At 73.2% G+C, this 26,215-nt stretch carries 20 protein-coding genes and 1 pseudogene; 13 read left to right on the forward strand and 8 right to left on the reverse strand.

Annotated elements, in window-relative coordinates:
- Positions 1 to 45: 45 nt before the first annotated feature.
- The 3 genes from KBX06_RS05430 to acs form a co-directional block, all read right to left on the reverse strand.
- Positions 46 to 2,529, reverse strand: a complete 2,484-nt coding sequence (locus KBX06_RS05430) for an immune inhibitor A domain-containing protein (protein WP_210833308.1) — start codon at positions 2,527 to 2,529, stop codon at positions 46 to 48.
- A gap of 425 nt (positions 2,530 to 2,954) precedes the next feature.
- Positions 2,955 to 5,747 (reverse strand): immune inhibitor A domain-containing protein, encoded by a 2,793-nt coding sequence (locus KBX06_RS05435; protein WP_210833080.1) that lies wholly within the window; start codon positions 5,745 to 5,747, stop codon positions 2,955 to 2,957.
- Positions 5,748 to 6,014: 267 nt separating this feature from the next.
- A complete protein-coding gene (gene acs, locus KBX06_RS05440) occupies positions 6,015 to 7,979 on the reverse strand; it encodes an acetate--CoA ligase (protein WP_210833081.1) in 1,965 nt (654 codons plus the stop codon).
- A gap of 267 nt (positions 7,980 to 8,246) precedes the next feature.
- Between acs and KBX06_RS05445 the strand changes: the two genes are divergently transcribed.
- A complete protein-coding gene (locus tag KBX06_RS05445; RefSeq protein WP_210833082.1) occupies positions 8,247 to 8,993 on the forward strand; it encodes an oxidoreductase in 747 nt (248 codons plus the stop codon).
- Positions 8,994 to 9,165: 172 nt separating this feature from the next.
- Here the strand turns inward: KBX06_RS05445 and KBX06_RS05450 are convergent, their stop codons facing one another.
- Positions 9,166 to 9,972 carry an HAD family phosphatase gene (locus tag KBX06_RS05450; protein WP_210833083.1) on the reverse strand — a complete coding sequence of 269 codons (807 nt, stop codon included), beginning with the start codon at positions 9,970 to 9,972 and terminating at the stop codon, positions 9,166 to 9,168.
- Positions 9,973 to 10,661: 689 nt separating this feature from the next.
- Positions 10,662 to 11,126: a hypothetical protein gene (locus tag KBX06_RS05455; protein WP_210833084.1), complete on the reverse strand. Its 465-nt coding sequence runs from the start codon at positions 11,124 to 11,126 to the stop codon at positions 10,662 to 10,664.
- Positions 11,127 to 11,576: 450 nt separating this feature from the next.
- On the opposite strand from KBX06_RS05455, the gene ssd reads away from it, so the two are divergent.
- The 7 genes from ssd (at position 11,577) to KBX06_RS05490 (ending at position 17,157) form a co-directional block, all read left to right on the forward strand.
- On the forward strand, positions 11,577 to 12,680 hold the full coding sequence (ssd, locus tag KBX06_RS05460) for a septum site-determining protein Ssd (RefSeq protein ID WP_210833085.1): 1,104 nt from the start codon (positions 11,577 to 11,579) through the stop codon (positions 12,678 to 12,680).
- Positions 12,677 to 13,888: a TadA family conjugal transfer-associated ATPase gene (locus KBX06_RS05465; RefSeq protein WP_210833086.1), complete on the forward strand. Its 1,212-nt coding sequence runs from the start codon at positions 12,677 to 12,679 to the stop codon at positions 13,886 to 13,888. Before ssd ends, KBX06_RS05465 begins: the two co-directional genes overlap by 4 nt.
- 557 nt (positions 13,889 to 14,445) lie before the next feature.
- Positions 14,446 to 15,165, forward strand: a complete 720-nt coding sequence (locus KBX06_RS05470; RefSeq protein ID WP_374225575.1) for a type II secretion system F family protein — start codon at positions 14,446 to 14,448, stop codon at positions 15,163 to 15,165.
- A 14-nt stretch (positions 15,166 to 15,179) separates the two neighbouring features.
- Positions 15,180 to 15,953: a type II secretion system F family protein gene (locus KBX06_RS05475; protein WP_247685308.1), complete on the forward strand. Its 774-nt coding sequence runs from the start codon at positions 15,180 to 15,182 to the stop codon at positions 15,951 to 15,953.
- Positions 15,954 to 16,017: 64 nt separating this feature from the next.
- Positions 16,018 to 16,146 carry a DUF4244 domain-containing protein gene (locus KBX06_RS05480; protein ID WP_208418639.1) on the forward strand — a complete coding sequence of 43 codons (129 nt, stop codon included), beginning with the start codon at positions 16,018 to 16,020 and terminating at the stop codon, positions 16,144 to 16,146.
- Positions 16,143 to 16,586, forward strand: a complete 444-nt coding sequence (locus KBX06_RS05485; RefSeq protein WP_307854436.1) for a TadE family type IV pilus minor pilin — start codon at positions 16,143 to 16,145, stop codon at positions 16,584 to 16,586. The genes KBX06_RS05480 and KBX06_RS05485 overlap by 4 nt, the downstream gene beginning before the upstream one ends.
- Positions 16,587 to 16,752: 166 nt before the next feature.
- Positions 16,753 to 17,157 carry an Rv3654c family TadE-like protein gene (locus KBX06_RS05490; protein ID WP_374225576.1) on the forward strand — a complete coding sequence of 135 codons (405 nt, stop codon included), beginning with the start codon at positions 16,753 to 16,755 and terminating at the stop codon, positions 17,155 to 17,157.
- A gap of 226 nt (positions 17,158 to 17,383) precedes the next feature.
- On the opposite strand, the gene KBX06_RS05495 is transcribed toward KBX06_RS05490, so the two are convergent.
- The 3 genes and pseudogenes from KBX06_RS05495 to KBX06_RS05505 all read right to left on the reverse strand — a co-directional run.
- Positions 17,384 to 17,962 (reverse strand): hypothetical protein, encoded by a 579-nt coding sequence (locus tag KBX06_RS05495; RefSeq protein WP_210833089.1) that lies wholly within the window; start codon positions 17,960 to 17,962, stop codon positions 17,384 to 17,386.
- Positions 17,963 to 18,176: 214 nt separating this feature from the next.
- Positions 18,177 to 18,383 (reverse strand): hypothetical protein, encoded by a 207-nt coding sequence (locus KBX06_RS05500; protein ID WP_121397051.1) that lies wholly within the window; start codon positions 18,381 to 18,383, stop codon positions 18,177 to 18,179.
- Positions 18,384 to 18,742: 359 nt separating this feature from the next.
- Positions 18,743 to 21,148: pseudogene (locus KBX06_RS05505) on the reverse strand (DEAD/DEAH box helicase); the annotation flags it as partial.
- Between the two features lie 141 nt (positions 21,149 to 21,289).
- Between KBX06_RS05505 and KBX06_RS05510 the strand changes: the two are divergent.
- The 5 genes from KBX06_RS05510 to KBX06_RS05530 all read left to right on the forward strand — a co-directional run bounded on the left by KBX06_RS05510 (position 21,290) and on the right by KBX06_RS05530 (position 26,135).
- Positions 21,290 to 21,646, forward strand: a complete 357-nt coding sequence (locus tag KBX06_RS05510) for an STAS domain-containing protein (protein ID WP_210833090.1) — start codon at positions 21,290 to 21,292, stop codon at positions 21,644 to 21,646.
- A complete protein-coding gene (locus KBX06_RS05515; protein ID WP_210833091.1) occupies positions 21,646 to 22,080 on the forward strand; it encodes an ATP-binding protein in 435 nt (144 codons plus the stop codon). Before KBX06_RS05510 ends, KBX06_RS05515 begins: the two co-directional genes overlap by 1 nt.
- 343 nt (positions 22,081 to 22,423) lie before the next feature.
- Entirely contained in the window at positions 22,424 to 24,778 is a 2,355-nt protein-coding gene (locus tag KBX06_RS05520) for a sodium-translocating pyrophosphatase (RefSeq protein WP_210833092.1), read from the forward strand.
- Positions 24,779 to 24,891: 113 nt separating this feature from the next.
- The gene (locus tag KBX06_RS05525; RefSeq protein ID WP_210833093.1) at positions 24,892 to 25,434 is read left to right on the forward strand and encodes a hypothetical protein; all 543 of its coding nucleotides are present in this window, start codon (positions 24,892 to 24,894) and stop codon (positions 25,432 to 25,434) included.
- Complete coding sequence (locus tag KBX06_RS05530) at positions 25,425 to 26,135, forward strand: hypothetical protein (protein WP_210833094.1); 711 nt, start codon at positions 25,425 to 25,427, stop codon at positions 26,133 to 26,135. Before KBX06_RS05525 ends, KBX06_RS05530 begins: the two co-directional genes overlap by 10 nt.
- Positions 26,136 to 26,215 lie beyond the last annotated feature (80 nt).

The raw sequence follows: 26,215 nt of genomic DNA on the forward strand, positions 1-26,215 counted from the left end.
TCCGCCCGGGCATCGCGTGGTGCTGGTGGAACGCTGATCCGCCGGTCAGGAGATGCGGATCTTGACGGCGGTGCCGTTCTGGTCGAGCACCCGGATCTTGACGCCGTTGTTCGGCACCTTGACGCCGTGGTTCGGCAGCTCCGCGTACCAGTACTGCTTGCTGTCGTCGAACAGCGGAGCGGGTGCCTGGCCACGGACGTACGACGGCTGGCTGTTCACCCGCAGGGTGAACGAGTCGGCCTTCTTCAGGCTGAACGGGGCGTCGTAGACCTGGACGCGGGCCCGCCACGGGTCGCCGGTGAGGTTGTACAGCGGCTTCGGGCGGGAGTCGATCGTCAGGTTGCGGCCCTCACCCGGGTGACCACCGGGGTTCAGCTGCGGGTCGTACGGCATGGTGTTGTTGTCCGGCCACCGCGTGTTCCAGTAGGTGATGAGCAGGCCCTCCTGGTACGCGTAGTGGTCCACCCAGTCCGGCCGGGTGTTCGCGTAGCCGAAGAAGTACGGGCCCGTCTTCAGGTACTTGTCGTACGAGACGTACGACCGGTGCGCCGCGATGTAGTAGTTGTCGTACGCCTTGGACGAGGTCTCCCCGACGATACGGAACCCGGTCTCGCCGCCGGCGAAGGTCCAGCCGTCGCTGTTCTCGGCACCGTCGGTGAGCACCGTCTGGCCGTCGGCCGTCACGGTGATCGCGTCGCCGAAGAAGCCGCCGTCGGAGACGCCGCCGTCGGTGATGTAGTGGAAGCGGAACTGTGCGACCTTGCCCGCGGCCACGTCCATCGGCACGGTCAGGTCGACCCAGTCGGCCTGGCCGTCGCCGTCGGTGTCGCTGCTGCCGTCCAGGGCGTTGCGGCCGTTGCCGTCGGTCTTCGGCTCACCGTTGACCAGGAACGGCAGCGCCGTCCAGCTCTGGCCACCGTCCAGCGAGGCCTCGAAGTACATGTAGTCGTAGTCGGTCTCGATGGTGTAGCGAGCCTTCATCGACAGCGAGGCGGAGGACTTCCCGGTGAAGTCGAGCGTCCGGGTCATCGTGGTGTTGAGGTCGTCCTCGTTGCCGGAGAAGAACTGGTGGGCACCCTCGAACGGCTTGCCGTTGCTGAAGCTGTACTCACGCTGCGGCAGCACCACGACGGCAGCCTGCGGCTTGTTGGTGTTGTATTCCGACGGGCCCAGCGTGAGCGTCTGCGGGTCCTGCTTGTCCGGCACCACGGTCTCGTAGTCCAGCCAGCCGAGCTGCAGCTTGTTCCAGGCGCCCAGGTCGGCGCCCCGGTCACCGATGCCCTCGTCGTTCTTGGCGCCGACCCGGCTCTGGGCCATCAGGCTCCAGTGCTCGACGCTGTTGTCGCCGCTGGCGCCGGTGTTGTAGTCGTCCGGCAGGCCCAGGTCGTGGCCGTACTCGTGGTAGAACACGCTCCGGCCGCCGTTCTCCGGCTGCACGGTGTAGTCCCCGATCCAGATCCCGGTGTTGCCGACCTGGCTGCCGCCGAGCGGCGCCCCGGGCGGGCCCGTCTGGCCCTGGTCGGTGGCGTACGCGTACCAGCGGTGGCTCCAGATCGCGTCCTCGCCCTGGTGCGGGTCGCCGTCGGCCTGGTCGCCGCCGGAGTGGACGATCTGGAAGTGGTCGATGTAGCCGTCCGACTCGTTGAAGTTGCCGTCACCGTCGATGTCGTAACGGTCCCACTGGTCGAAGGTCTTCAGCTCGGCGGCGACCTCGGCGTCGGTGCGGCCCGCCGCCTTCTGGTCGGCGACCCACTGGTTGGCGGCGTCGCGGACCAGCGCCCACATGTTCTGGCAGGTGCTCTGTGCGCAGACGGCCGGGTCGTCGCCGTTGGCGTCGTTCGGGTCGTCGTCCGAGCGGCCGTACCGGGCCTCGTTGTACTTGACCTTGACCCAGTCGGTGACCGTTCCGTCCACCGTGTAGCGGCCCGAGGACTGCGCCTCGTAGTACTGCTTCAGGGACTCGTCGCCGGCCCCGGTGCCGAAGTACAGCTTGCGGAAGTAGTCGGCGCTGTAGTCCGACTGCCAGAGGGTCGAGTTGTCCACCGCCCGGTTGGGCTGCGGGATCTCGTTGTGCAGCGGCCCGTCGAACCGGGCCGGACCCTGGGTCAGCGGGTCGGTGTCCTTGTCCGGGTAGTTCGGGTGCCGCTCGTTGCCGAACTCGGCCAGGATGACGAAGATCCGGTCGGTCTTCTCGCGGGCCAGCTCGACGTACTGATCGGTGCGGGCGGCCTCCGCCGACCTCGCGGACCGGGTGTTAGCACCGGCCGCGTTGGTCGCGGTCTTGCCGACCTTGACAACCGTGCTCCCGTTGATGCGCTGTGGCTTGGCCTTGCCGGACAGGACCTCGCTGAGGCCCTCCTGGCGCAGGGCACGGCGCTTCTCCTCGAGCGGGTTGGGCAGGTCGTGGTCGGCATGGGCTGGCTCGGCGACCGACGGAGCGGCCGTCGGCATCTTCGGCTGCGGCGCGGCGCTGGCGGACGTCCCGACCGCCAGTCCTGTCGCCGTCAGCGAGAGCCCGAGCAGACCCACTGCGACTTTGCGCACGTGGTACCTCCGGTGTGAGGGAACCGGCCCAACGGGGGTACGGGCCGGTGCGACCGATCCCACTAGTGGGACCAATGGTGAACATAGACACTCGTGTGACCCGTGGGAAGACGCATACGTTGATTTGTTGCAAAGTTTTGTTGGGAACGCTTTTCACCGTCATATCCCGGCCCTTCACCGAAGCGGTGAGCAGCGCGAACGGGCACCCCTTGGCAGGGAGAGACCACTTTCGATAAGCGTGATCGCGTACGGGAAAAGTGGGGTGATGGCGCGGTCGCCATCCGTCCCGGGAGTGTTCCGTCCAGTAGTCACGATCGCTGGCCGCGGGCACCCGTGGGCGGGGCCCGCCCGGAGCGCAGCTTGCTCCCCGGACGGGCCCCGCCCGTTACCCGCTCGACCGACCCCTCGGGTCAGTTGCGCGCGGGGGTGACGTACACGGTGGCGTACGAGTTGTCCCTCGCGGTGCGCTTGATGGTGATGGTGACGCCGTAGGAAACCCCCTGGTCACCGGGGTTTCCGGTGCCCAGCACGATGGCCCCGCCGCCCAGGGTGTCCCCGTAGTAGGACGTCGCTGGCGTACCGTCCGGGTTGGTGACCCGGGTCGTGTACGGCGCGTGGCCCTTCGACGGGACGACCACGGAGGCGTCGTTGTCCCGGGCGTACGGAGAGCCGTCGCGCATCTCGATGCCCGGGTACCAGCCCTTCGCGTCGGTGAAGCCCCGCACCGGCGCCTGCGGGCCGAAGCTCGTGCAGTACTCGCTGTACGGCTCGTCCGCCGCCTCCAGGCACTCCTTGAAGGGGTACGTCGGCCTCAGCGAGAAGGCGGCGTTCGCGGACTGCGGGCGGCTGGGCAGGTTGTCCAGCACCGACGGGTCCTTGACGGCCGCCTCGCCCGTGCGGCGGTACGGGTCGAAGAGCGAGTCGACGATCAGCAGGCCACCCTTGGCGCCGTAGCTGGGCAGCGCGGTCATCTGCGCCGTGACGTGGTTGACGTCGCCCAGCGCCGTGTCCCGGTACCAGACCAGCATGCCCGGCGCGTTGTAGGCGACCCGGTCCACCTTCCACGCGTCGCGCGAGTAGATCGTGTCGTAGGTGTACTTCAGGCCCTCGTCGAAGCCGTCGAAGTTGCGCCACTCGGCCAGGTAGTAGTGCGCCTGGGTGGAGGTGCCGCTGTCGATGTGCCAGCCCTGGCCGGTGGTGTCGACGAAGGTGCCGCCGGTCGCCGTCCAGCCGTTGGCCCCGCTCTCGACGTCGTCGCTCCACGTGGTGGCGCCGCCGCCGGTCACCGAGAAGTCGTCGGCGAACCAGCCGCGCTCCGCGAACGCCTCGTCGGTGGCGTAGCGCAGGCGGAGCTGCACGGTCTGCCCGGCGTACGCCGACAGGTCCACGTAGTCGTGCCGCCAGCCGTGGGTGTCACCGGTGAGGCCGTACTTCTTGTTGCCGAAGTCGACCATCCGGCCGTTCGGGTCGGCGTAGCCGTCGTCCGTGGTGACGAGCTTGCCGGTCGAGTCGTAGACCTTCTGCTCGGTCCAGGTGGTGCCGCCGTCGGTGGAGAGCTCCAGGAAGCCGTAGTCCCAGTCGGCCTCGATGACGAAGTTGTTCCACATCCAGAACTTCGCGTCGGCCGCCGCCGGAACGGCCACCTGGCGGGCGATCTTGACGTCCGCCCACTCCTGGTCGGCGCCGGAGTACCACATGTTCGCGCCGCTGTGCGGCGTGGCCAGCGTGACCACCTTGTCCGGCAGGTCGACCTTGATGCCGTCCTTGGTGCCGCGCGGCGTGCGCGAGGTCTGGCCCAGCTTGACGGTGCGCGGGTCCGAACCCGGGGCGAGGGTCAGCGGGTCGGCCCAGCCGAGCACCCACTTGTCCCACAGACCCATGTGCGTCGGCAGCGCCTGGAAGATCTCCCCCGAGTGCGAGCCCGAGGCCATCAGGTCCCAGAAGTCGACGTCGGAGTCGGCGTTGCCCGAGGTGTCGTAGAGGTCGGGCAGGCCCAGGTCGTGGCCGAACTCGTGGGCGAAGACGCCGACGCCGGCGTCCTCCGGCTGCACGATGTAGTTCGAGACCTGCAGGTCGGTGCCGGGGACGGTGTAGCCGCCGGCCACCGTCGACGAGTGCGCCCAGACGGCGTACGTGCCCTCGGCGCCGCCGCCGCGGGACTTGCCCTGCCCGGCGTGCACCAGCACCAGGTGGTCGATCACGCCGTCCGGCTCGAAGAGGTTGCCGTCACCGTCGCGGTCGCCCTGGTCCTCGATGTCGTAGTCGGCCCACGGGAAGTTCGGGTCCATCTTCGCGAGGGCGTCGATCGCGTCGGTGGCGAGCCGGCCCGCGCCCTGCGGGTTGTCCGGGTGGCCGTTCATCGACTGCTGGCGGCCGGGGACCCAGTTGCCGTCCTCGTCCTGGAAGCAGCGCGAGGCCGCGTACCAGCCCTCGGAGTGCGGGACGGTGATCCACGGGCTGGCCTGCCCGTCGACCGTGTACGCGCCCTTGGACATCTCCAGGTACATGTTGTGCATCGTGCGGCCGGTCAGGTCGATGCCCGGCCTGCCGTCCGGACCCTTCAGGTCCGTGCGGACCCGCTCGGTGATGCCCTTCTTGGTGTAGAGCATCTTGTCGTAGTGGGCGGGCGAGAAGTCCGGCACCCACATCGAGTTGTTGTCCTCGTGCGGCAGGTTCGCCGGGTTCGGGATCTGGTTGTGCTTCGGCCCGTTCTGCACGGTGCCGGGGACGCAGGTCCGGTCCTCGAAGACCGTCCTGGGCACCATGACGCCGGTGAAGTCGTCGTCGGCCTGGTCGTTGAACTCCACCAGCAGGGTGAGCAGCTTGGCGGTCTGGGTGGTCGGGGCCTTCTTGATCTGCCGCGGGCTCTTACCCGTCCTGATCGACTTGGCCTCGTGCTTCGCGAGCTGCTCGGCCGCGACCGGGTTGCCGCGGGCGTGCTTGCGGTCGAAGGCGCGCGCCTCCTCGACCGCCGGGGTGTAGACACCGCCCCTGCCCTTGACCTCACGGCCGCTGCTGTCCGCCTGGACGGCGGGCTCGGCATAGTTGATGTAGTGCTCGTCCGCTCCGATCGTGGCTCGGGCGGGGCCCGGCTCCGCAGCCGCCGCGCCGCCGGTCACGGTCAGCGACGTGGCGGCGAGGGCGATGGCGGGCAGCGCGACGAGCAGGCGTCTACGCGACCCGGATTGCGAATTTCTGTTCATGCCGCTCCGTTTCTGGGGCATGGGGGGAGGAAGAAGTCGGTCGGCCCTCCATCGATGTGACGTCCATCGAACCGACTCGACGTGCGTGAACCTAAATCAGAAAACGGGGGAGCGACAGGGGTCGACGTCTGCCTGTGTCCGTTCAGCTTCTCTCTGCTCACCCGACCGACCGATGTGACGGCCCGCATCCGGCCGGCCGCACATGCGTAAGAAACGACGATGGGTGACGGCCCGCACGGGACCGTCACCCATCGTGGCGTACGCGGGTCAGTCCTCGTCGGACCTTCCGCCACCCATGCCGGACGAGATCAGGTCCATCACGGACGAATCCTGGAGCGTGGTGACGTCACCGAGCGAGCGGTTCTCCGCCACGTCGCGCAGCAGCCGGCGCATGATCTTGCCCGAGCGGGTCTTCGGCAGCTCCGGCACCAGCATGATCTGCCGGGGCTTGGCGATCGGGCCGAGCGTCCTCGCCACGTGGTTGCGCAGCTCGGCGATGAGCTTCCCGCCGGCGTCGCCCGCCGTGTCCGTGGTGCCGCGCGGGATGGCGAACGCGACGATGGCCTGCCCGGTGGTCGGGTCGGTCGCGCCGACCACCGCCGCCTCGGCCACCGACGGGTGGGAGACCAGCGCGGACTCCACCTCGGTGGTGGAGATGTTGTGGCCGGACACCAGCATCACGTCGTCGACGCGGCCGAGCAGCCAGACGTGCCCGTCGTCGTCCTTCTTCGCCCCGTCCCCGGCGAAGTACATCCCCTCGAACCGCGACCAGTACGTCTCGATGAACCGGTCGTCGTCGCCCCAGATGGTGCGCAGCATCGACGGCCACGGCTCGCGCAGCACCAGGTAGCCACCGCCGCCGTTCGGCACCGACTGGCCCTGGTCGTCGACCACGTCGGCGACGATCCCGGGCAGCGGCGTCATCGCGGAGCCGGGCTTGGCCGCCGTCACGCCCGGCAGCGGCGAGATCATCATCGCCCCGGTCTCGGTCTGCCACCAGGTGTCCACGATGGGCAGCTCACCCCCGCCGACGTGCTGCCTGTACCACATCCACGCCTCGGGGTTGATCGGCTCGCCCACGCTGCCCAGCAGCCGCAGCGAGGACAGGTCGTAGCCGGCGGGAATGTCCTCGCCCCACTTCATCATCGTGCGGATGAGCGTCGGGGCGGTGTAGAGGATGCTGACCTTGTACTTGTCGACGATCTCCCAGAACCGGCCCTGGTGCGGGGTGTCCGGGGTGCCCTCGTACATCACCTGGGTGGCGCCGTTGGAGAGCGGACCGTAGACGATGTAGGAGTGCCCGGTCACCCAGCCGATGTCGGCGGTGCACCAGTAGACGTCGGTCTCCGGCTTCAGGTCGAAGACCGCGTGCGTCGTGTACGACGTCTGGGTCAGGTAGCCGCCGGTGGTGTGCAGGATGCCCTTCGGGCGGGCCGTGGTGCCGCTGGTGTAGAGGATGAACAGCGGGTGCTCGGCGTCGAAGGGCTGCGCGGCGTGCTCGGCCGAGGCGGTCTCGACCGTCTCGTGCCACCAGCGGTCCTTGCCCGACCACGCGACCTCCTCGCCGGTGCGGCGCACCACCAGCACGTGCTCGACCGACGGGCAGTTGGCCACCGACTCGTCCACGGTCGGCTTCAGCGCCGACGGCTTGCCCCGGCGGTAGCCGCCGTCAGCGGTGATCACCACCTTCGCGCTGGCGTCCTGGATCCGGTTGGTCAGCGCGTCGGCGGAGAAGCCGCCGAAGACCACGCTGTGCGTGGCGCCGATCCGGGCGCAGGCGAGCATCGCGACCGCCGCCTCCGGGACCATCGGCAGGTAGATCGCCACCCGGTCGCCGGCGGTGACGCCCAGGTCGGTCAGCGCGTTCGCCGCCTGGCAGGTCAGCCGGTGCAGGTCCGCGTACGTGATGGTGCGGGTGTCGCCCGGCTCGCCCTCCCAGTGGATGGCGACCTTGTCGCCCAGGCCGGCCTCGACGTGCCGGTCCAGGCAGTTGTAGGCGACGTTGAGCTGCCCGCCGACGAACCACTTCGCGAACGGCGGCTTCGACCAGTCGAGCACCTCGTCCCACTGCCGCGCCCAGGTCAGCCGCCCGGCCTGCCGCTCCCAGAACGCCAGCCGGTCGGCGTCGGCCTCCGCGTACGCGTCGGCGCCGACGTTGGCGTTCGCGGCGAGTTCGACCGGCGGCGGGAACTGGCGCGTCTCGTTCAGCAGATTTGCCAATGCCTCGCTCATGCCGTGCTCCCTCGTCGCTCGGGTGACCTGCGTCTCTCTAGGGCACGAGGTTAGTCGTGGCGGCCCATGCGGGCGACCGCCGGTCCGGCCGACGCGCGCCGAGCGGCACACGTGCCGCGCCAGACGGCGTTCCAGGTGTAAGGAAGGGCACCCTATTAACGCATTCTGTAGAGGAAGGGCCCCTTCCTAACGAAGACGCCGGGTGGCCGCGGTCGCTTCCGGGCGGCTCGCCGGCGGGTCGCGCCGGGCAGTCGATAGCGTGACGGGGTGACCGCTGACCCGCTCGCCCCGCTGCTCGCGCTCGCCGACATCGCCCCCGCCGTCGAGCGGGCCCGCGAGCGGTTCGACCAGGCCCTGGGGCACCGCGCGCTGCGCCGGCACGGCGGCCAGGTCGCGGCCGAGGTCAGCCTCCGGTCCGCGGTGGCCAGTGCCGCCCTGGAGGGGTACGCGCGCGAGCGCGAGGCGGTGCGCGCCGGAACGGTGACCGAACCGGTGGTGCAGGGCGCGCTACGGGTCGCCGGGGCGCTGCCCGGGCTCTCCGAACTCTGGCCGAAGGCGCCCCGGCAGGCGCTGGCCCGGCTGCACGTCCTCGCCGCCCGTGACGTCGTCGGCGAGGCCGAGCTGGGCCGGCCGGTGGCCGACCCGGTCGTCGCCGCCCGCCTGGACGGGCTGGCCGGGCTCGTCACCGGCGGCACGAAGGTCTCGCCGCTGGTGCTGGCCGCGGTCGTGCACGGCGAACTGCTGAACCTGCGCCCCTTCGCCGGGCCGTCCGGGGTGGTGGCCCGGGGCGCCGCCCGGCTCGTGCTGCTGTCCAGCGGCCTCGACCCGCGCGGCCTGCTCGCCGTGGACGTCGGTCACCACGAGCGCGAGCCGGAGTACGTCGGCTCGGCCGGCGCCTTCGCCACCGGCACCCAGGACGGCCTGCGCTCCTGGCTGCGCCACTACATGGCGGCGGTGGAGGTTGGCGCCGACCAGCTCACCACCATCGGCGACGAGGTCCTCGCGGCGGCCTGACCCCTCCGGCGACGCCTGGTGGCCGCGGTCGCCCCGGCTGGGGCCCGTCCACGCGTCGTACGCGGTCGTCGGGCGTGGGCGGGCGCCGTCCTCGTGGTTGGGGCGGGCAGGCTCAGGCGGTTGTGCGCGGTCGTCGGGCCGGGCCGGGCGCCGTCCTCGCGGCTCGACGGGCTCAGGCGGGCGCGGGCGCGGTGCGGGTGCGACGGTGGCGGCCGTACCAGGCGATGCCGATGGCGACGCCCACGCCCACGCCCAGCGCCGCGGCGGCGACCGGGACGGCCGGGCGCTCACGCAGCCGCCGCCCCAACGGGATCGGGTGCCGGAACTCCAGCACCGGCCAGGAGTTCTCGACCGCCAGCCGGCGCAGCTGCCGGTCCGGGTTGACCACCGAAGGATGGCCGACGCACTCCAGCAGCGGCCGATCGCTGTACGAGTCGGAGTAGGCGAACGAGTCGGCCAGGTCGTAGCCGCGCTCGGCGGCCAGCTCACCGACCGCGTCGACCTTGCTCGGGCCGGCCGCGTAGAACTCGACCTCGCCGCTGTAGCGGCCGTCCACCACGCCCATCCGGGTGGCGATCACGTCGGTGATCCCGAGCAGCACGCCGATCGGCCGGACCATCTCCTCGCCGGAGGCGGACACCAGGACGACGTCCCGCCCGGCGGCCTGGTGCTCCTCGATCAGGGCGGCGGCCTCGGCGTACACGTAAGGGTTGATCAGCTCGTGCAGCGTCTCCGCGACGATCTGGCGGACCTGTTCCACCTGCCAGCCCTTACAGAGCGCGGCGAGGTAGTCCCTGGTCTTGGCCATGGTCTGCTCGTCGGTGCCGCCCAGCCGGAACATCAGCTGCGCGTACGCCGACTTGACCACGTCACGCCGGGTGATCAGGCCGTCCCGGTAGAACGGCCGACCGAACGCCAGGGCGCTCGACTTGGCGATGACGGTCTTGTCCAGATCGAAGAAAGCGGCACTTCGGCCCACGGCGCGAAAGTCTAGCCGGATGGTCTATCGTCGGCGGGTGCCCGGGGCCCGGCGACCCCTCGGACCTGCGGGCCCGCCCTCACCATCTTCGCGCATGGTGACGATGGTCACACTCTGCGAACATTATTTCGCAGGGAGTGGAGGCGACACCACTCGACGTATACAGGTTCGCTCAGGCAGACTTGTCGACGCGACGAGTGTTCACATCTCGTACAACAGGCAGACCCTCGGCGGTCGCACCCCCCGTGACCGCTGAGCGGGTTCGGCTCAACCCCCCCGGAGCCGAACCTTCGACGACCCCCGTCTCCCCCCGACGGGGGTCGTCCCTTTCCCTGGGGAGCGCTCCGCCGCAGGTCGTAGGTCGTCTCCGTCCCCGTCAGGGCCGCTCTCCGAGGGCGGATTCTCGACCGGAGGCAGCAGGGAGGCCGCAGAGCCGTCGATGGCCGCCAGGACGCGGGCGGTGTAGTTGTCCAGGTTCGGTATAACGATTGAGCGTCGTTGACGCCCTTTCGTGCCCCACGACCCGCCGCACCACGTTGACCAGCACCCCATCCCCGAAGACCCGCTCAAGTCCTGCTGCGTGCTCGTAGCGGCCAGGTCGCTTGAGAGGTCTCACCACGCCTCGCCACAGCACGCCCGTCATCGCCTGCCGACGAGCCATGTCTTTCCCAACCGATGCGTCCGCCGGGCTACCTGTACGGGGCGTACTGGACGCTGCGGGACCAACGCCGCCAGAAGGGTAGTGGCAGGCAGCCGGCCGGCGCTTCGCCTCCGATCTCGGTCTCCACGGCTCCGTCGGCGAGCGTGACCGAGATGGCCGAGCGACCCGGAGCGAACACCTCCCGCACCCTGCCGGCGATCACCGAGCGGGCGATGCCCTCAAGCAGAGCGACGTCTTCGGGGCCGGCATCCAGTTCCCATCGGCCCCCGTAGCCGCCGACCTGCAGGATGAGTTGTTGCGAGAAGTCCATCCAGCCGAAGGCCCGGGCATGGGGGTTACGCGGTGTGACGTCGACCGATGTCCCGCCCTGGATGCCGTCGATCTCCACAGTCGCCACCCCCACCAACTCCCTTGCCAGCTGCTTCGCAAACTTCAGAGTGGGTGTCCGGGGTAGCTGGTCGGTGTCGGGCTCATCATGGCCGTGCTCGGTCACGCCAGCAGTCTGCCAAGCTGTCAGGGGCATGGCGGACCCGGCAGTTCCGGTCTTCGTCGGGCGGAGGCGGTCGCCGCGCCTGCGGCCCGCGGCCCTCCCGGCAAGGGCGGTTCCTTCCACCCGTACGAGACGATGACGCCGCCTTCAGGGCGCCGGCCGGTGCGGCGGCCGACTGGTCGCGGGGCGGCTCCCAGGTCCCGGCGCCGTGTCACGGCCAGTCCTGGCCTCCGCGTCGATCGTGCGGCCCGCGCCGGAGCCCGCGCCGCCGTCGCGGTAGCTGACGTGTTTCCGGGGCTGGAAGCGCGTGCGGTACGCCATAGCAGATCGACTCGCTCGGCGGGCGTTGTCCACAGCGCGTGCGGCTGTCCACAGGCAGTGGGGACGGGGCGGTGCCGGGGGTGCTGCCGGAGCAGTGTCTCGGGTCAGCAACCCCGACCGCTGGAGGCCGCGATGCCACCCCGTACCTCCGTCCCGCCGCACCGGCCCCTGCCGCTGCTCGTCACCTCGGACGGCGACCTGCTCGACGACCTGCTCCGGCTCGCCGCGGCGGGTGGCGTCGAGGTGGAACTCGCCGCCGACCCCGCCGCCGCCCGCACCCGCTGGCTGCCCGCCCCGCTGGTGCTGGTCGGCGCCGACCAGGCCCAGCCCTGCCTGCGGGCGCGCTTGCCGCAGCGGCCCCGGATGGTGCTGGTCGGGCGGTCCGGGGAACTCGACCCCGGCTGGCAGGTCGCCGAGCTGATCGGCGCCGAGCACGTGGCGACGCTGCCGGCCGCCGAGCCCTGGCTGGTCGACCGGTTCGCCGAGTGCGGGCCGGAGGGCGTCGAGCGGAACGGCGCCCGGGTCGTCGCCGTCCTGGGCGGGCGGGGCGGCGCCGGCGCTAGCATCCTGGCGGGCGGCCTCGCCGTCACCGCCGCCCGCGCCCGGCTGCGTACCCTGCTCGTCGACGCCGACCCGCTCGGCGGCGGGCTCGACCTGGTGCTCGGCTGGGAGCAGCTGGAAGGGCTGCGCTGGCCGGCGCTGACCGGCGCCGACGGCCGGGTGGACGCGCCGGCGCTGGTGCGGGCGCTGCCGAGCCGGGGCGACCTGGTGGTGCTCTCCTGGGACCGGGGCGACCTGCTCGCCCTTCCCGCCCAGGCGATGGCGGCGACCGTCGACGCCGCCCGACGGGGTCGGGACTTCGTCGTGGTGGACCTGCCCCGGCAGTTGGACGACGCGGCCGTGACCGCGTTGCAGGCGGCGGACCAGGTCTACGTGATGGTTCCGGCCGAGCTGCGGGCCACCGCCGCGGCGGCCCGGGTGGTGGCGGCCGCCGCCCCGCACTGCGCCACGATGTCGGTGATCGTGCGCGGTCCGGCGCCGGGCCGCCTCGGGGCGCCGGAGGTGGCCCGGGCGCTCGGGCTGCCGCTGGCCGGCACGCTGCGCCCGGAACCGGCGCTGGCCCGCGGGCTGGAGCGGGGCGAGGCACCGGCCGCGCACGGCCGGGGTCCGCTGGCCGTGCTCTGCCAGCGGATCGTCGCCGAGCTGACCGGCGCGCCGGCGGCGGGTGCGGCATGACCGGACCGTCCGAGGGCGACACCCTCGCCGCGCGGGTGCGCCAGCGCATCGCGTCCGCGGCGGCGCCGGTGACCCCCGCCGCGATCGTGTCAGCCGTACGGGCGGAGCCCACCGCCGCCGTGCTCGGCGACACCGCCGTGCTGCGGATGGCCGACCAGGTGCACGACGACCTGGTGGGAGCCGGTCCGCTCGCCCCGTTGCTGGCCGATCCGGAGGTCACCGACGTGCTGGTCAACGGCGTGCGGGTCTGGGTGGACCGGGGGCGGGGCCTGCACCAGGTCGCGGTGCCGCTCGGCACGGTCGACGACGTACGCCGGCTCGCGCAGCGACTCACCGCCAGCGCCGGGCGACGGCTCGACGACGGCTCCCCGTACGCGGACGCCCGGCTTCCCGACGGCACCCGGCTGCACGCCGTGCTGCCGCCGGTGGCGACCGACGGGCCCTACCTGTCCCTGCGGACCTTCCGGCAGCGGCCCTTCACCCTCGACGAGTTGGTGAGCCGGGGGACGGTGCCCCGCCCGGTGGCGCCGGTGCTCTCCGCCGTGGTGGCGGCCCGGCTGGCGTACCTGGTGACCGGCGGCACCGGCTCGGGCAAGACGACGCTGCTCAACACGCTGCTCGGGCTGGTCCCGGTCACCGAGCGGATCGTGCTGGTGGAGGACGCGGCCGAGCTGCACCCCCGGCACCCGCACGTCGTCGGGTTGCAGGCGAGGACGGCCAACGTGGAGGGCTCCGGTGCGGTGGGGCTCACCGACCTGGTGCGGCAGGCCCTGCGGATGCGGCCCGACCGGCTGGTCGTCGGCGAGTGCCGGGGCGGAGAGGTGGTCGACCTGCTCGCCGCCCTGAACACCGGCCACGACGGAGGTGCCGGCACCCTGCACGCCAACGCCCCGTCGGACGTGCCGGCGCGGCTGGAGGCCCTCGGGATGCTCGGCGGGCTGCCCCGCCCGGCGCTCCACGCCCAGGTGGCCGCAGCGCTCCAGGTGCTGCTTCAGGTGCGCCGGAGTGCCGAGGGGCGGGTGCTGGAGTCGGTCTGCCTGCTCCTGCCGGAGGGCCCGGACCGACTGGTCACGGCGGTTCCCGCCTGGGTACGCGGGCGCGGGCCCGACCTCGCCGCACCGGCGCTCGCCGCGCTGCTGCGGGAACGGGCCGTACCGGTGCCGCCGGTCCTGACCGAGCCGTGGCCCGGATCGGCGGGACCGCGGTGACCGCCCCGTACGCGCTGGTGGCGCTGCTCCCGGCTTTCGCTGCGGCGATGCTGGTGGCCGGGGTGGTGCGTGGTGGTCGAAGCCGGCGGGGCGTGTTGGCCGCCGCCGGCACCGGGGCGAGCGCGCGCACCGGCGCGGAGGACCCGCTCGTCGCCTGGATCACCGAGCTGCGCCGGACACCCGATCAGGGCGCGGAAAGCACGGCGGCGGCGCACACGTGCGGGGGCGTCGCGCGGGCCGTCGACCGCCAGGAGCCGCCCGACGAACCCCGGGTCCGTCCGGGGCGGCCCTCGGCAAGCCCGGACGCCTCGGTCAGCCGCGTCCGCCAAGGTCAGCGCGAAGCGGAAGGCGGGGCGAGCTGGGCGTCGCGGGACGTGGCCGACCGATCGCCCTGGCCCTGGCCGGCCGGAGACGACGGTGGCGCGACGCGACCGGCGGGGTCGGCCAGACCTGGTGGCGGCGACCCCGGTCGGCTCCGGCCACCCGCGCGGCGGGACGCCCGACGGCCCGGTGGAACGCCCGCGCCGACTGCGCCCCCCTCCCGCCGGCCCGACGCGGTGACCGAGCCGCCCGGCGAGACCCGGCGACCGACGTGGCCGCGGTCGGGCGCGCTGACGGAGTCACCCGGGCGCACCCTGCTACTCGCCGCGTCGGCCGGCACCGGAGTCGGCCTGCTGCTGGCCGGTCCGGTCGCGGCGGTGGCCGTCGGCGCCTACGGCACGCTGGCCGCCCGCGCGCTGCTCAGGCGGAAGGCCGGTCAGTACGCCGTCCGGGCCCGACGGCGCCGGCTGGACCAGCTCTGCGGGCTTGCCGCGGACCTCCGGGCCGGCCTGCCGGTACCGGTCGCCGCCGGTCGGCTCATCCCCGGCACCACGGGCACCGACGGTGGGATGCCGGTGGGCGACGAGGCCGCCTGCGACGATCGGGGCGGGCCGGGGCGGCTGGACCGACTGGCGGGTGCCGCCGTACGCCTCGCCGACCAGACGGGTGCGCCGCTGGCGGAGTTGTTGGAGCGGATCGAGGCGGACGCCCGCGCGACCGACCGTGGACTGGCTGCGGCGGAGGCCCAGGCGGCCGGGGCGCGCGCCACCGCCCTGCTGCTCGCCGCCCTGCCACTCGGCGGCATCGGGCTCGGCTACGGCATCGGCGTCGATCCGGTGGCGGTGCTGCTGCACACCCCCATCGGTGGTGCGTGCGCGATCGTCGCCATCGCGCTCCAGGTCGCGGGGCTGTTCTGGGCCGAGCGGCTCGGCGCGACGCCAGGACGGACGAGCTGATGCCGGGGGTGGCGCTGACAGTGGGCTTCCTGGCGGCGGCGGTCCTGTTCGCCGCGACGCTCGCGGCCGGCCGGCGGCCCCTGCGCAGGTTGCGCGCCCTGCGCAGGGCGCCCGCCGGCGTCCATCCGGCCGTCCCGCCGCGCCCACCGGTCGGTCCCGGTGACGCCGCGACCGGCGGCGTCCGTCCCCGACGGCGGCCGGACGCCATCCGCGTCGCCTCCGGTCTGGGCGGCGTGGCGGTGGCGGTCGTCGTCGGCGGTTGGCCCGGGGTGGTGGCGGCCGTGCCGACGACGCTGCTGCTCGACCGGTCGCTCCGTCGGATCGAGCCCCCGGCCGTACGGAACCGGCGGCTACGGGAGGCGGCCGATCTTCCGCTCGCCGCCGACCTGTTGGCGGCGGCGATGCGGGCGGGGGCGCCCGTGGACAGGTCGATCCTGGCTGTGGCGGGGGCGCTGGACGGGCCGCTCGCCGACCGGCTCGCCCGGGTCGGCCGGTTGCTGCGGCTCGGCGGCGGCCCCGAGGAGGCGTGGGCTCCGCTCGCGGCGGTGCCGGGGGCCGACCGACTGACAGCCGCCGTGCTGCGCAGCGCGAACAGCGGCGCCGCCCTGGCCGGCGCGCTGACCCGACTCGCGGACGACCTCCGTGCCGACCGGTCCACGGCGGCGGAGGCGGCCGCCCGCCGAGCCGGCGTGCTCATCGTCCTGCCGCTGGGGCTCTGCTTCCTGCCGGCCTTCATTCTCGCCGGCCTGGTGCCGGTGATCGTCGCCGTCCTCGGCGACGTGCTCTGACCACCCATCGAGAGAGGACCAGAACGTGCGCAAACTGCTCGCCCGCCTGCGCGGGGACGCCGGGATGAACACCGCTGAGTACGCCGTCGGCACCCTGGCTGCGGTCGCCTTCGCCGGAATCCTGCTGAAGGTGCTGACCTCCGGAAACGTGCAGTCCGCGTTGACCGCCGTCATCGACCGGGCACTCAAGTGATCCGGCGCCGGCCGGCCGGCCGTGACCGGGGTTCCTTCACCGCCGAACTGGCGGCCGGCCTGCCGGCGCTCCTGCTGCTCCTGCTCGCCGGGCTGTCGGCGGTCAACGCCGTCGGCACGAAGGCGGGTTGCCTGCACGCGGCCCGGGAGGCGGCGCTGGCCGCCTCCCGGGGCGCTGACGGGGCTGCCGCAGCCAGCCGTGCGGCCCCGCCGGGAGCGGAGGTGACCGTCACCGTCGACGGCCAGCGGGTCGTGGCCACCGTCCGGGCGCCCGTACGCGCGCTCGGCTCCCGGCTACCCCGGATCTCCGTGACCGCCACGGCGGTGGCCGCCACGGAACCCGGTGTCATGGAGCCGGGCGTCGCGGAGCAGGGCGTCGCGCAGCCCGGTGCGGCGGAGCCCCCGACGCCGACCGTCGAGCCGTGGGAGGACGGGCCGTGACCCGGGCCGGCGAGAGGCATCGACCAGCAGGACGGCGGCGCGGCGAAGGTGCGGCGAGCGCGGGGGGAGCGGAAGCGCGGCGGCGGTCCGACGGAGGTGCGGCGGCACGGCGGAAGCGCGGCGGCGGTCCGGCGGCGGTGCGGCGGCACGGCGAAGCGCGGCGGCGGTGCGGCGGAAGGACCCAGGCGCGGGGAAGGGTGGAAGTGGGGGTAGGACGGTGAGGCGTACGGGGGAGCGTGGTGGTGCGACCGTCTGCCTGCTCGCCGTGGGGCTGGCATTCGTCATGGTCGGTCTGTTCGGCGCTGCGGTCGGTGCGGCCCGCACGGCCCGGCAGCAGGCCCGGGTGGCGGCGGACTTCGGCGCGCTCGCCGGTGCCGGTCGGGTTCTCCTGGGCGAGCCGGCGGCCTGCGGTCGGGCTGCCGAGATCGCCGGTGCCAACGGTGGGCGGCTGCTCGCCTGTCGGCTCGACGGTCTGGACGTCCTGGTGACCGCGGAGGTCGCCGTCACTCCGCTACCCGGCCTGGCGCGGATGGCGACGGCCAGCGCTCGCGCCGGTCCGGTCCGTGGCTGAGCGGCAACCGGCGCCGCCCGACGACGGTCCCCGTCACCGCCGGCTCGTCGACGGCACGACCAGACCCGACAGGGGCCCTCCGGGTGGTGGCACCGCGCCGGCCGGACGCGACCGGGGCCGCCGCGCTGGACGCGACCGGGGCCGCCGCGCTGGACGCGACCGGGGCCGCCGCGCTGGACGCGACCGGGGCCGGGGCGACGGGAGTCGGCACCCCGACCCGGGTGGGTCAGCGTCCCTGGAGGGCGTCGAGGGCGACGGCCATCGCGATCACGAGGCGGCGGTCGACCTGCGGGTTGTGCATCTGGACGACGTACCGGTCGCGCAGGCCCCACTGCTTGATGACGGAGAAGACCGGCTGACCGCCGGCGACGAAGTCGAAGTGGTAGGGCAGCCAGGACAGCGAGTCGACGAACCGGCGCAGCAGCGCCACCGGCATGCTGCGCTCCTGACCGGTGACCTGCGGCAGGCCGGGCTGCTCGACGTGCCAGGTGGACCGCAGCAGGGACTGTGCGAAGTCCTTGCGGAAGAGGCCGATCGGGTTGCCGGCGTGGTCGGTCACGTCGTACGTGGCGCCGATGTCGAGGCGCTGGCGGGCCTTGAACCCGAGCAGGGGCTGCTGCTTCGAGTCGTCGGTGTAGATCGTCACCTGCTCCTTGAAGGCGAGCCGCTTCTGCTGGGCGAACGCGAGCAGCCCACCTTCGGAGCCGTCCGGCGCGACGGCGTGGACCTCGTACTGGTTGACCATCATCCGGAGCCGCTGCCGGATGTGGAACTGCTGCTGAGCCTGCAAGTTGTCGAGTTGCATCAGTTCTCCTTCGAGGGGTCGCCGGAGTGTCGCACAGCTTCAACCGCACCGCCGCCGACAGGTGACGCGGCCCGCCCCGCAGGTCACGCCGCACCGCCCGCCAGGACTCGGTGGTTGCCGGTCGCCCTCCGCCCGCCCCTGCGGTGCCGCGCCGCCCCGGCCGCCCGCCTCGACGCCGTCGCGCGGCGATCCCCTGGATCCGTGCGGGCCAGGTTCACCGGCCCCCGTCGACGGTCGCCTTGAGCGCCCACGCGTTCAGGACCTGGTGGATGCTGCGCAGCCGCTCGTTGATCTGTTCCAGGCGTTCGGCCTGCGCCAGGCTGGCGAGCGCGGTGCCCAGGGCGATCTGCTGGTCGGGAGTGAGTTTCTCCTGGTCGATCGTGTAGAGCAGGTCGACGGTCTCGGCGATGGTGTCGGCCACGACTCCTCCTTCGACGGGATGCACGGCTACGAGTCCGCGAGCAGCGATGGAAGCGCTCCCACGTCTTGGTTGCCCCGACTGAAGAGGTTCTATGCCTGCTTTCCACCACCCGGGACGGGGGCGCCCCCCGAACCCGCCTCCACCACCTGGGACGGAGAGCCCTCCGGAAAGGCGGGGCCACCGGGGGCGACGTCGTCCGGAGCGACGCGTTCCCCCGGCACCGGAGGGTCGCCCGGAAGGACGTCGCCCCGACCCGCGGGAGGCCCGCCGGTCACGCCCGCGTCCCGGTCGTCGGGCCGACCCGTGCGAGGCCCGCCGGTCACGCCCGCGTCCCGGTCGTCGGGCCGTTCCGGGGGCACGCCGTGGGGCAGGTTGGCGAGCACCACGTCCAACACCCGGACGGCGTCGGGCTTGGAGAGCGGATTGTTGCCGTTGCCGCACTTCGGGGACTGCACGCAGGACGGGCAGCCCGCCTCGCAGCCGCACTCCGCGATCGCGTCCCGGGTGGCGCGCAGCCAGGCCGCCGCCGTCCCGTACGCGCGCTCGGCGAAGCCGGCCCCACCCGGGTGCCCGTCGTAGACGAAGACCGTCGGGGCCTCGGTGTCCGGGTGCACCGCCGTGGAGAGCCCGCCGATGTCCCAGCGGTCACAGGTCGCGGTGAGCGGCAGCAGGCCGATCGCGGCGTGCTCGGCGGCGTGCAGCGCGCCCGGCACGTCGGCGGGCTGCACCCCGGCGGCCGTCAGCGACAACGGCGACAGGGTGAACCAGACCGCGACGGTGCGCAGCTCCCGGGCCGGCAGGTCCAGCGGGCGGGTGTCGATGACCTCACCGGTGGCGATCCGCCGCCGCTGGTACGACACCACCTGGCTGGTCACGTCGACCTCGCCGAGGAAGAGCCCGACCGGGCCGGCGTCGACGTACGAGCGCACCGACACCACCGACAGCGAGGTGACGTCGCGGGCGTGGGTGGACCAGTCCGGCTCCTCGGGGTGCACCAGGGCACAGCCGTCGGCCAGGTCGAGCGAGTCGACCACGTACGAGACGCCCTGGTGCAGGTGGACCGCGCCGGGGTGGAGCAGGAAGTGCGCCGAACCCCCGTCGACGGTGCCCAGCAGCCGCCCGGTCGCCGCCTCCACCACGCAGACCGGCGCGCCGCCCTCGCCGCGCAGGTCCACCTCCGGTCGTTCCCGGTGCCGCCAGTACCAGCCGGTCGGCCGCTGCCGCAGTGCGCCCGCCGCCACCAGGTGGTCCACCGCCTCCTTCGCCCCGTCGCCGAAGAGTGCCAGGTCGTCGGAGGTCAGCGGCGCCTCGGCCGCCGCGCAGGCGAGCTGCGGGGCCAGCACGTACGGGTTTGCCGGGTCGAGCACGGTCGCCTCCACCGGCCGCCCGAAGACCGCCTCGGGGTGGTGCACGAGATAGGTGTCGAGCGGGTCGTCCCGGGCGATCAGCACGGCGAGCGCCTCCTGCCCGGAGCGCCCCGCCCGGCCGGCCTGCTGCCACAGCGAGGCGCGGGTGCCCGGGTACCCGCAGATCAGCACCGCGTCGAGGCCCACCAGGTCGACGCCCAGCTCCAGCGCGTTGGTCGAGGCCAGCCCGAGCAGGTCGCCGTGCAGCAGCGCCCGTTCCAGTTCGCGCCGCTCCTCGCGCAGGTAGCCGGCCCGGTAGGCGGCCACCCGGTCGCCGAGCCCGGGCACCGCCTCGTCGAGGGACCGGCGGGCGTTCGCCGCGACCACCTCGGCACCGCGCCGGGAGCGTACGAACGCCAGCGTGCGCACGCCCTCGGCGACCGCGTCGGCGAGCAGGTCGGCCGTCTCCCGCAGCGCCGAGCGGCGGACCTGGGTGAGGTCGGCCTGCTGGTCGGCGGCGGAGTCCGGCGGCAGCAGCGGCGGCTCCCAGAGCGCGAACGTCACCCCGCCGCGCGGCGAGGTGTCCTCGGTGACGGCGGTGACGGGCAGCCCGGTGAGCCGCCCGGCCGCCGTCGCCGGATCGCCGGAGGTGGCCGAGGCCAGCACGAAGACGGGGGTGCTCCGGAACCGGGCGCACTGCCGCCGCAGCCGGCGCAGCACGTGCGCGACGTGCGAGCCGAAGACCCCGCGGTAGGTGTGGCACTCGTCGATCACCACGTACGTGAGCCGGCGCAGGAAACCGGACCACTGCGCGTGCCCGGGGAGGATGCCGTGGTGCAGCATGTCCGGGTTGGTCAGCACGAACCGGGAGTGTTTCCGGATCCACTCCCGCTCGGCGCGCGGCGTGTCGCCGTCGTAGCAGGCGGGACGTACCCCCTCCAGTTCCAGCGCGGCGACGGCGCGCAACTGGTCGGCGGCGAGCGCCTTCGTCGGCGCCAGGTAGAGCACGGTGGCCCGGGGGTCGGCGAGCAGGGTGGCCAGCGCGGGCAGTTGGTAGGCCAGGGACTTGCCGGAGGCGGTGCCGGTGGCGACGACCACGTGCCGGCCGTCGTACGCCAGGGCGGCCGCCTGCGCCTGGTGCCGCCAGGGCGCGACCACACCGCGTCGGGCGAACGCCGCGCGCAACTCCTGCGGCGCCCAGTCCGGCCACGGGGCGGGCTCGCCGGCCCGTGCCGGCACCCGCTCGACGTGGGTGACCGGGTCGGCGCCGGTGCGGGCGCGCAGCCGGCCCAGCAGCCCGGCCGGCGTTCGCCCCGGACCGGTGCCTGCGACTACGGTGGCCGCGGACGACGGCCTCAGGTCGTGGCACGGCGACTGGCGCGGCGACGGACGCGCCGAGCTGACGTCGTCGGAGGTCACGTCCTGCACTCTCGCACTGGTGTTCGGAGATGGAAAACGGGGGGCCGGGGTAAGGGGAGGCTCCGCCGGTGAGCAGAGCCGCCGTCCGGCGGGGATGGTTAGATGCCCAGGAGAGTTTACGGCTCTTGCGAGGGAGGACCGATGGAGCTGTCGCTGGCGACCCGCACCGTGGGCGAGCACACGGTGCTCGAGGTCGGCGGTGAGGTGGACGTCTACACCGCGCCCCGGCTGCGGGAACGGCTCCTCGAGTTGGTCGACGGCGGGGCCCGCCACGTCGTGGTCGACCTGGGGCGGGTCGACTTCCTCGACTCCACCGGCCTGGGCGTGCTGGTCGGCGCGCTCAAGCGGCTGCGTGCGGCCGGCGGCTCGTTCGCGCTGGTCTGCGACAAGGAACCGCTGCTCAAGATCTTCCGGATCACCGCGCTCGACCAGGTCTTCCCGCTGCATCCCACGGTCGACGCGGCGATCGGCACCGACCCGGCCGGCACCGGCGTCTGATGGCCACGGTCAAGCTCTCCTTCTCGCCGGCTCCGGTGCACGTGCGCACCGCGCGCCTGGTCGGGGTGGCGGTCGCCCGGCGGGCCGGGGTCCGCGAGGAGCTGCTCGACGAGGTACGGCTGGCCATCGGTGAGGCGTGCACCCGCGCGGTCGCCCTGCACCGCCAGTACGGCGTGTCCGAGCCTGTGCTCGTGGAGATGTCCGACGCGGGGTCGTACGCGGTGCGCGTCGTCGACCGCGCGCCGATCGAGGCCGGTCTCGGGCTGGCCGCGCTGAACGCCGACCAGCTCGCCAACGAGTCGCTCAACGAGGACGACCTCACCACCGGCGTCGGCTTCGCGCTGCTGGCCGGTTTCGTCGAGGACCTCCAGGTCCGCCCGGTCGACGAGGGCGTCGGCACCGAGGTGCGGATGGTCTGGCCCGTCGGCCGTTGAGCTGATCCTCCACCGCCCTCGCCGAGGGCGTCGTACGCCGTGAGAGGCCGCGTCCCGTCGGGTGCGGCCTCGCTGGCATGGATGGGTCCCTATATCAGATTTTTCCTCATAACACAGCGACGGAGATCATCTGCCCGGGGTGCCCCCTCGGTGTGACCTCCAACACTGTGGAGGGCTACAGTACGCGGGTTGTCAGCAAGTGATCCATCCCGCAGCCAGCGGGAACGGTTGTTCATCGCTGGTCCGCCCGGGGTGGGGTGGCGCGCGCTTGCGACTCCGCATCCAGGCGCCGGGCGGTGCGTCTCCACCGGCCGGCGCGAGCGTTCGGTACAGGAGGACACAGATGTCCGACACCTTGGCCGCCGAGGGCGGCGGGATCTCCCTCACCGGGAACAACGTCACGTATGTCGTCATCGCCGCGGTCATCGCGTTGGTGGCGCTCGCCTTCGCCGGCACGCTGACGAAGGCCGTGCTGGCCGCCGGCAAGGGCACCAACAAAATGCAGGAGATCGCCGGCGCGGTCCAGGAGGGCGCCTCGGCCTACCTGCTGCGGCAGTTCCGGACCCTGGCGATCTTCGTGGTCGTCGCCGTGGTGCTGCTCTTCCTGCTGCCGGTGCACGACACCGACGGCAGCGAGACGGCGGTGAAGATCGGCCGGTCCGTCTTCTTCGTCGTGGGCGCGCTGTTCAGCGCGTTCATCGGTGGCGCCGGCATGTGGCTGGCCACCCGGGCCAACCTGCGCGTCGCCGCCGCCGCCCGGGAGCGCGAGGGCGGCCGGGAGGCCGCGATGAAGATCGCCTTCCGCACCGGTGGCGTGGTCGGCTTCCTCACCGTCGGCCTCGGCCTCTTCGGCGCCGCGCTGGTCGTGCTGTTCTACCGCAGCGACGCGCCGACCGTGCTGGAGGGCTTCGGCTTCGGCGCCGCGCTGCTCGCCATGTTCATGCGGGTCGGCGGCGGCATCTTCACCAAGGCCGCCGACGTCGGCGCCGACCTGGTCGGCAAGGTCGAACAGGGCATCCCCGAGGACGACCCGCGCAACGCCGCCACCATCGCCGACAACGTGGGCGACAACGTGGGTGACTGCGCCGGCATGGCCGCCGACCTCTTCGAGTCGTACGCGGTCACCCTGGTCGCCGCGCTGATCCTCGGTCGTGCCGCGTTCGGCGAGCAGGGCCTGGTCTTCCCGCTGATCGTCTCCACCATCGGCGTGCTCATCGCGATCATCGGCGTCTTCATCACCCGGCTGCGCGCCTCCGACCGCAACGCCCTGACCGCGATCAACCGGGCCTTCTACATCTCGGCGGTCCTCTCCGCGGTGCTCGTGGCGATCGCCACCTGGGCGTACCTGCCGGCCACCTTCGCCGAGCTGGAGGGCGGGCTGACCGACGTCGACGAGAACCCGCGGGTGGTCGCCATCGGCGCGGTCGTCATCGGCATCGTGCTGGCCGCGGCGATCCAGGCGTTGACCGGCTACTTCACCGAGACCAACCGGCGCCCGGTGCAGGACATCGGCAAGAGCTCGCAGACCGGCGCCGCCACCGTCATCCTCGCCGGCATCAGCGTCGGCCTGGAGTCGGCGGTCTACTCGGCGCTGCTGATCGGCGCCGGCGTCTTCGGCGCGTTCCTGCTCGGCGGCAGCTCCATCACGCTCTCGCTGTTCGCCGTGGCGCTGGCCGGCACCGGCCTGCTCACCACGGTCGGCGTCATCGTCGCGATGGACACCTTCGGCCCGATCTCCGACAACGCCCAGGGCGTGGCGGAGATGTCCGGCGACATCGACGAGCACGGCGCCCGGACGCTGACCGAACTGGACGCGGTCGGCAACACCACCAAGGCGATCACCAAGGGCATCGCGATCGCCACGGCGGTGCTCGCCGCGACGGCGCTGTTCGGCTCGTACACCGACACGCTGCGCAGCGCGTACGCCACTGCCGGGGTGGGCGACGTCGGTGCCGAGATCCTCAACTCGCTGAACGTGGCGAACCCGCGCAACCTGGTCGGCCTGATCATCGGCGCCGCGGTGGTGTTCCTCTTCTCCGGCCTGGCCATCAACGCGGTCTCCCGCTCGGCGGGCGCGGTCGTGATGGAGGTACGCCGGCAGTTCCGCGAGCTGCCCGGCATCATGGACGGCACCCAGCGCCCCGAGTACGGCAAGGTCGTCGACATCTGCACCCGGGACGCGCAGCGCGAGCTGATCACCCCCGGCCTGCTCGCCATCCTCGCGCCGATCGCGGTGGGCTTCGGCCTCGGGCCGGGCGCGCTGGCGGCGTACCTGGCCGGTGCGATCGGCGCCGGCACGCTGATGGCGGTCTTCCTGTCCAACTCCGGCGGCGCCTGGGACAACGCCAAGAAGCTCGTCGAGGACGGCGCGTACGGCGGCAAGGGTTCCGAGTCGCACGCCGCGACGGTCATCGGCGACACCGTCGGCGACCCGTTCAAGGACACCGCCGGCCCGGCCATCAACCCGCTGCTCAAGGTGATGAACCTGGTCTCGCTGCTGATCGCGCCGGCCGTGGTGGCCTGGAGCGTGGGCGACGAGCGGAACACCGCCCTGCGGGTGGGGATCGCCGTGGTGGCGACGCTGATCATCGTCGCGGCGGTGCTGTTCAGCAAGCGCAAGGGCGTCGCGATGGCCGACTCCGACTCGGGTACGGGCACGGGCAGCCCGGGCCAGCGGCCGGAGACGGTCAACGCCTGATCCGTCCGGACGTCCCGGTCCCCGGTCGGCCCGCGTGGCCGGCCGGGGACCGCCCGTCCACCCGGCAAACCTGTCCGGTGCCGGGACTCGACAGAGGCCGTACGCTGCAACGCATGCGCACGTGCCGGGCGGCAGCCGCCGGAAAGCTCACGGTGGTCCTGGCCACGCTCGTACTCGTGGTGGCCGGCTGCGGCGGCGGTCCCAGCCCGCGGGCGTGGGCGGCCTCGGTCTGCTCCGCGCTGACCCCGTGGCGGGCCGAGATCAGCAAGCTGACCAGCAGCACCGACCAGCAGATGACCGCCCAGACCACCCCGGCGCAGGCGAAGGAGAACCTGGTGCGGCTCTTCGGCGGCGCGGAGCAGGCCAGCGAGACCGCCCGGCGCAAGGTCGAGGAGGCCGGCATCCCGGAGGCCGAGCACGGCGCCGAGGTCTCCGCGGGCTTCCGCGCCTCGCTGACGAAGGTGCGCGACGCGTACGGCAAGGCCCGCGACACCATCGAGGGGCTGGGCACCGGCCAACCCACCGTCTTCTACGACGGCGTCCGGGCCGCCGTGGACACCCTCAACAAGGAGTACGACGCCAGCGCCCTCGACACCAGCCGGCTCAACTCCGAGGAGTTGAAACGCGCCTTCGACGAGGTGCCGGAGTGCCGCTGAGCGGGACCGGTGACCCGTCGGGCGGCGAGACGCTGCCGGTGCTCTTCCCGGCCCCCGCGGACCGGGTCGCGCCGGTCGCCCGCCGAACCGCCCCGCCACCGCCGACCGGCGCCGACGATTCCGCCCGGCAGCTGACCTTCTTCGGCGCGGAGGCGGCGGACCCGTCCCTCGCCGACCTCGCCGGGCTGCTGGCCGGCCCGGGCGAGGTGGTCCGGATGGGCGGCACGGCCCGGCTCTCGGTCGTGGTCGACGCCGCCTGGCGGGTGCACGTGCTCGTCGCCGAGCTGGCGCTGCGCGGGGTGGCGGCCACCTGGGAGGCGACCGCCGACGGGCGGCACGCGGTGCGCACCTCGTACGCCCGCACGCTGAAGCCGCTCGCGGCGGCCTGGCTGCGCGGCACCGGCAAGCGACCACCGGCCGGCTTCCATCTCAACGGGCGGCGGCTGCGGATCTGGCTCGCCGCGGCGGGGGCCGCCGAGCCGTCCGGCTTCCTGCTCCGGCTCGGCGCCGCCGACGAGGAGTGCTGGCAACCGGTCGGCGGGGCACTCGACGCGGTCGGTCTCCCCGGGGAGCTGCTCGGGCCCGGCGAGGGCGGGCCGGCGTACCGGATCACCGGTCGCCGGCGGCTCGCCCGCCTGGCCGAGCTGGTCGGCGACCCGCCGCCCGCCGCCCCCGCGACGGACTGGCCGGCCCGCCCCTGACTCCGGCACCCGCGTGTCCGATGGGGGACAGCAAGTGCGCAATTTCGCGAAAACGGCCGGGTGACGCCTCGGCCGAGGGT

The sequence above is a fragment of the Micromonospora sp. C31 genome (genome assembly GCF_018070575.1).
GTDB lineage: Bacteria > Actinomycetota > Actinomycetes > Mycobacteriales > Micromonosporaceae > Micromonospora.

Excerpts from the sequence above, each read along its gene's own strand:
- KBX06_RS05510 (WP_210833090.1), top strand. The coding sequence starts at position 21,290 with ATGGAGCTGTCGCTGGCGACCCGCACCGTGGGCGAGCACACGGTGCTC.
- KBX06_RS05465 (WP_210833086.1), top strand. The coding sequence starts at position 12,677 with ATGACCGGACCGTCCGAGGGCGACACCCTCGCCGCGCGGGTGCGCCAG.
- KBX06_RS05480 (WP_208418639.1), top strand. The coding sequence starts at position 16,018 with ATGAACACCGCTGAGTACGCCGTCGGCACCCTGGCTGCGGTCGCCTTC.
- KBX06_RS05520 (WP_210833092.1), top strand. The coding sequence starts at position 22,424 with ATGTCCGACACCTTGGCCGCCGAGGGCGGCGGGATCTCCCTCACCGGG.
- acs (WP_210833081.1), bottom strand. The coding sequence starts at position 7,979 with ATGAGCGAGGCATTGGCAAATCTGCTGAACGAGACGCGCCAGTTCCCG.
- ssd (WP_210833085.1), top strand. The coding sequence starts at position 11,577 with ATGCCACCCCGTACCTCCGTCCCGCCGCACCGGCCCCTGCCGCTGCTC.
- KBX06_RS05515 (WP_210833091.1), top strand. The coding sequence starts at position 21,646 with ATGGCCACGGTCAAGCTCTCCTTCTCGCCGGCTCCGGTGCACGTGCGC.
- KBX06_RS05435 (WP_210833080.1), bottom strand. The coding sequence starts at position 5,747 with ATGAACAGAAATTCGCAATCCGGGTCGCGTAGACGCCTGCTCGTCGCG.
- KBX06_RS05495 (WP_210833089.1), bottom strand. The coding sequence starts at position 17,962 with ATGCAACTCGACAACTTGCAGGCTCAGCAGCAGTTCCACATCCGGCAG.
- KBX06_RS05525 (WP_210833093.1), top strand. The coding sequence starts at position 24,892 with ATGCGCACGTGCCGGGCGGCAGCCGCCGGAAAGCTCACGGTGGTCCTG.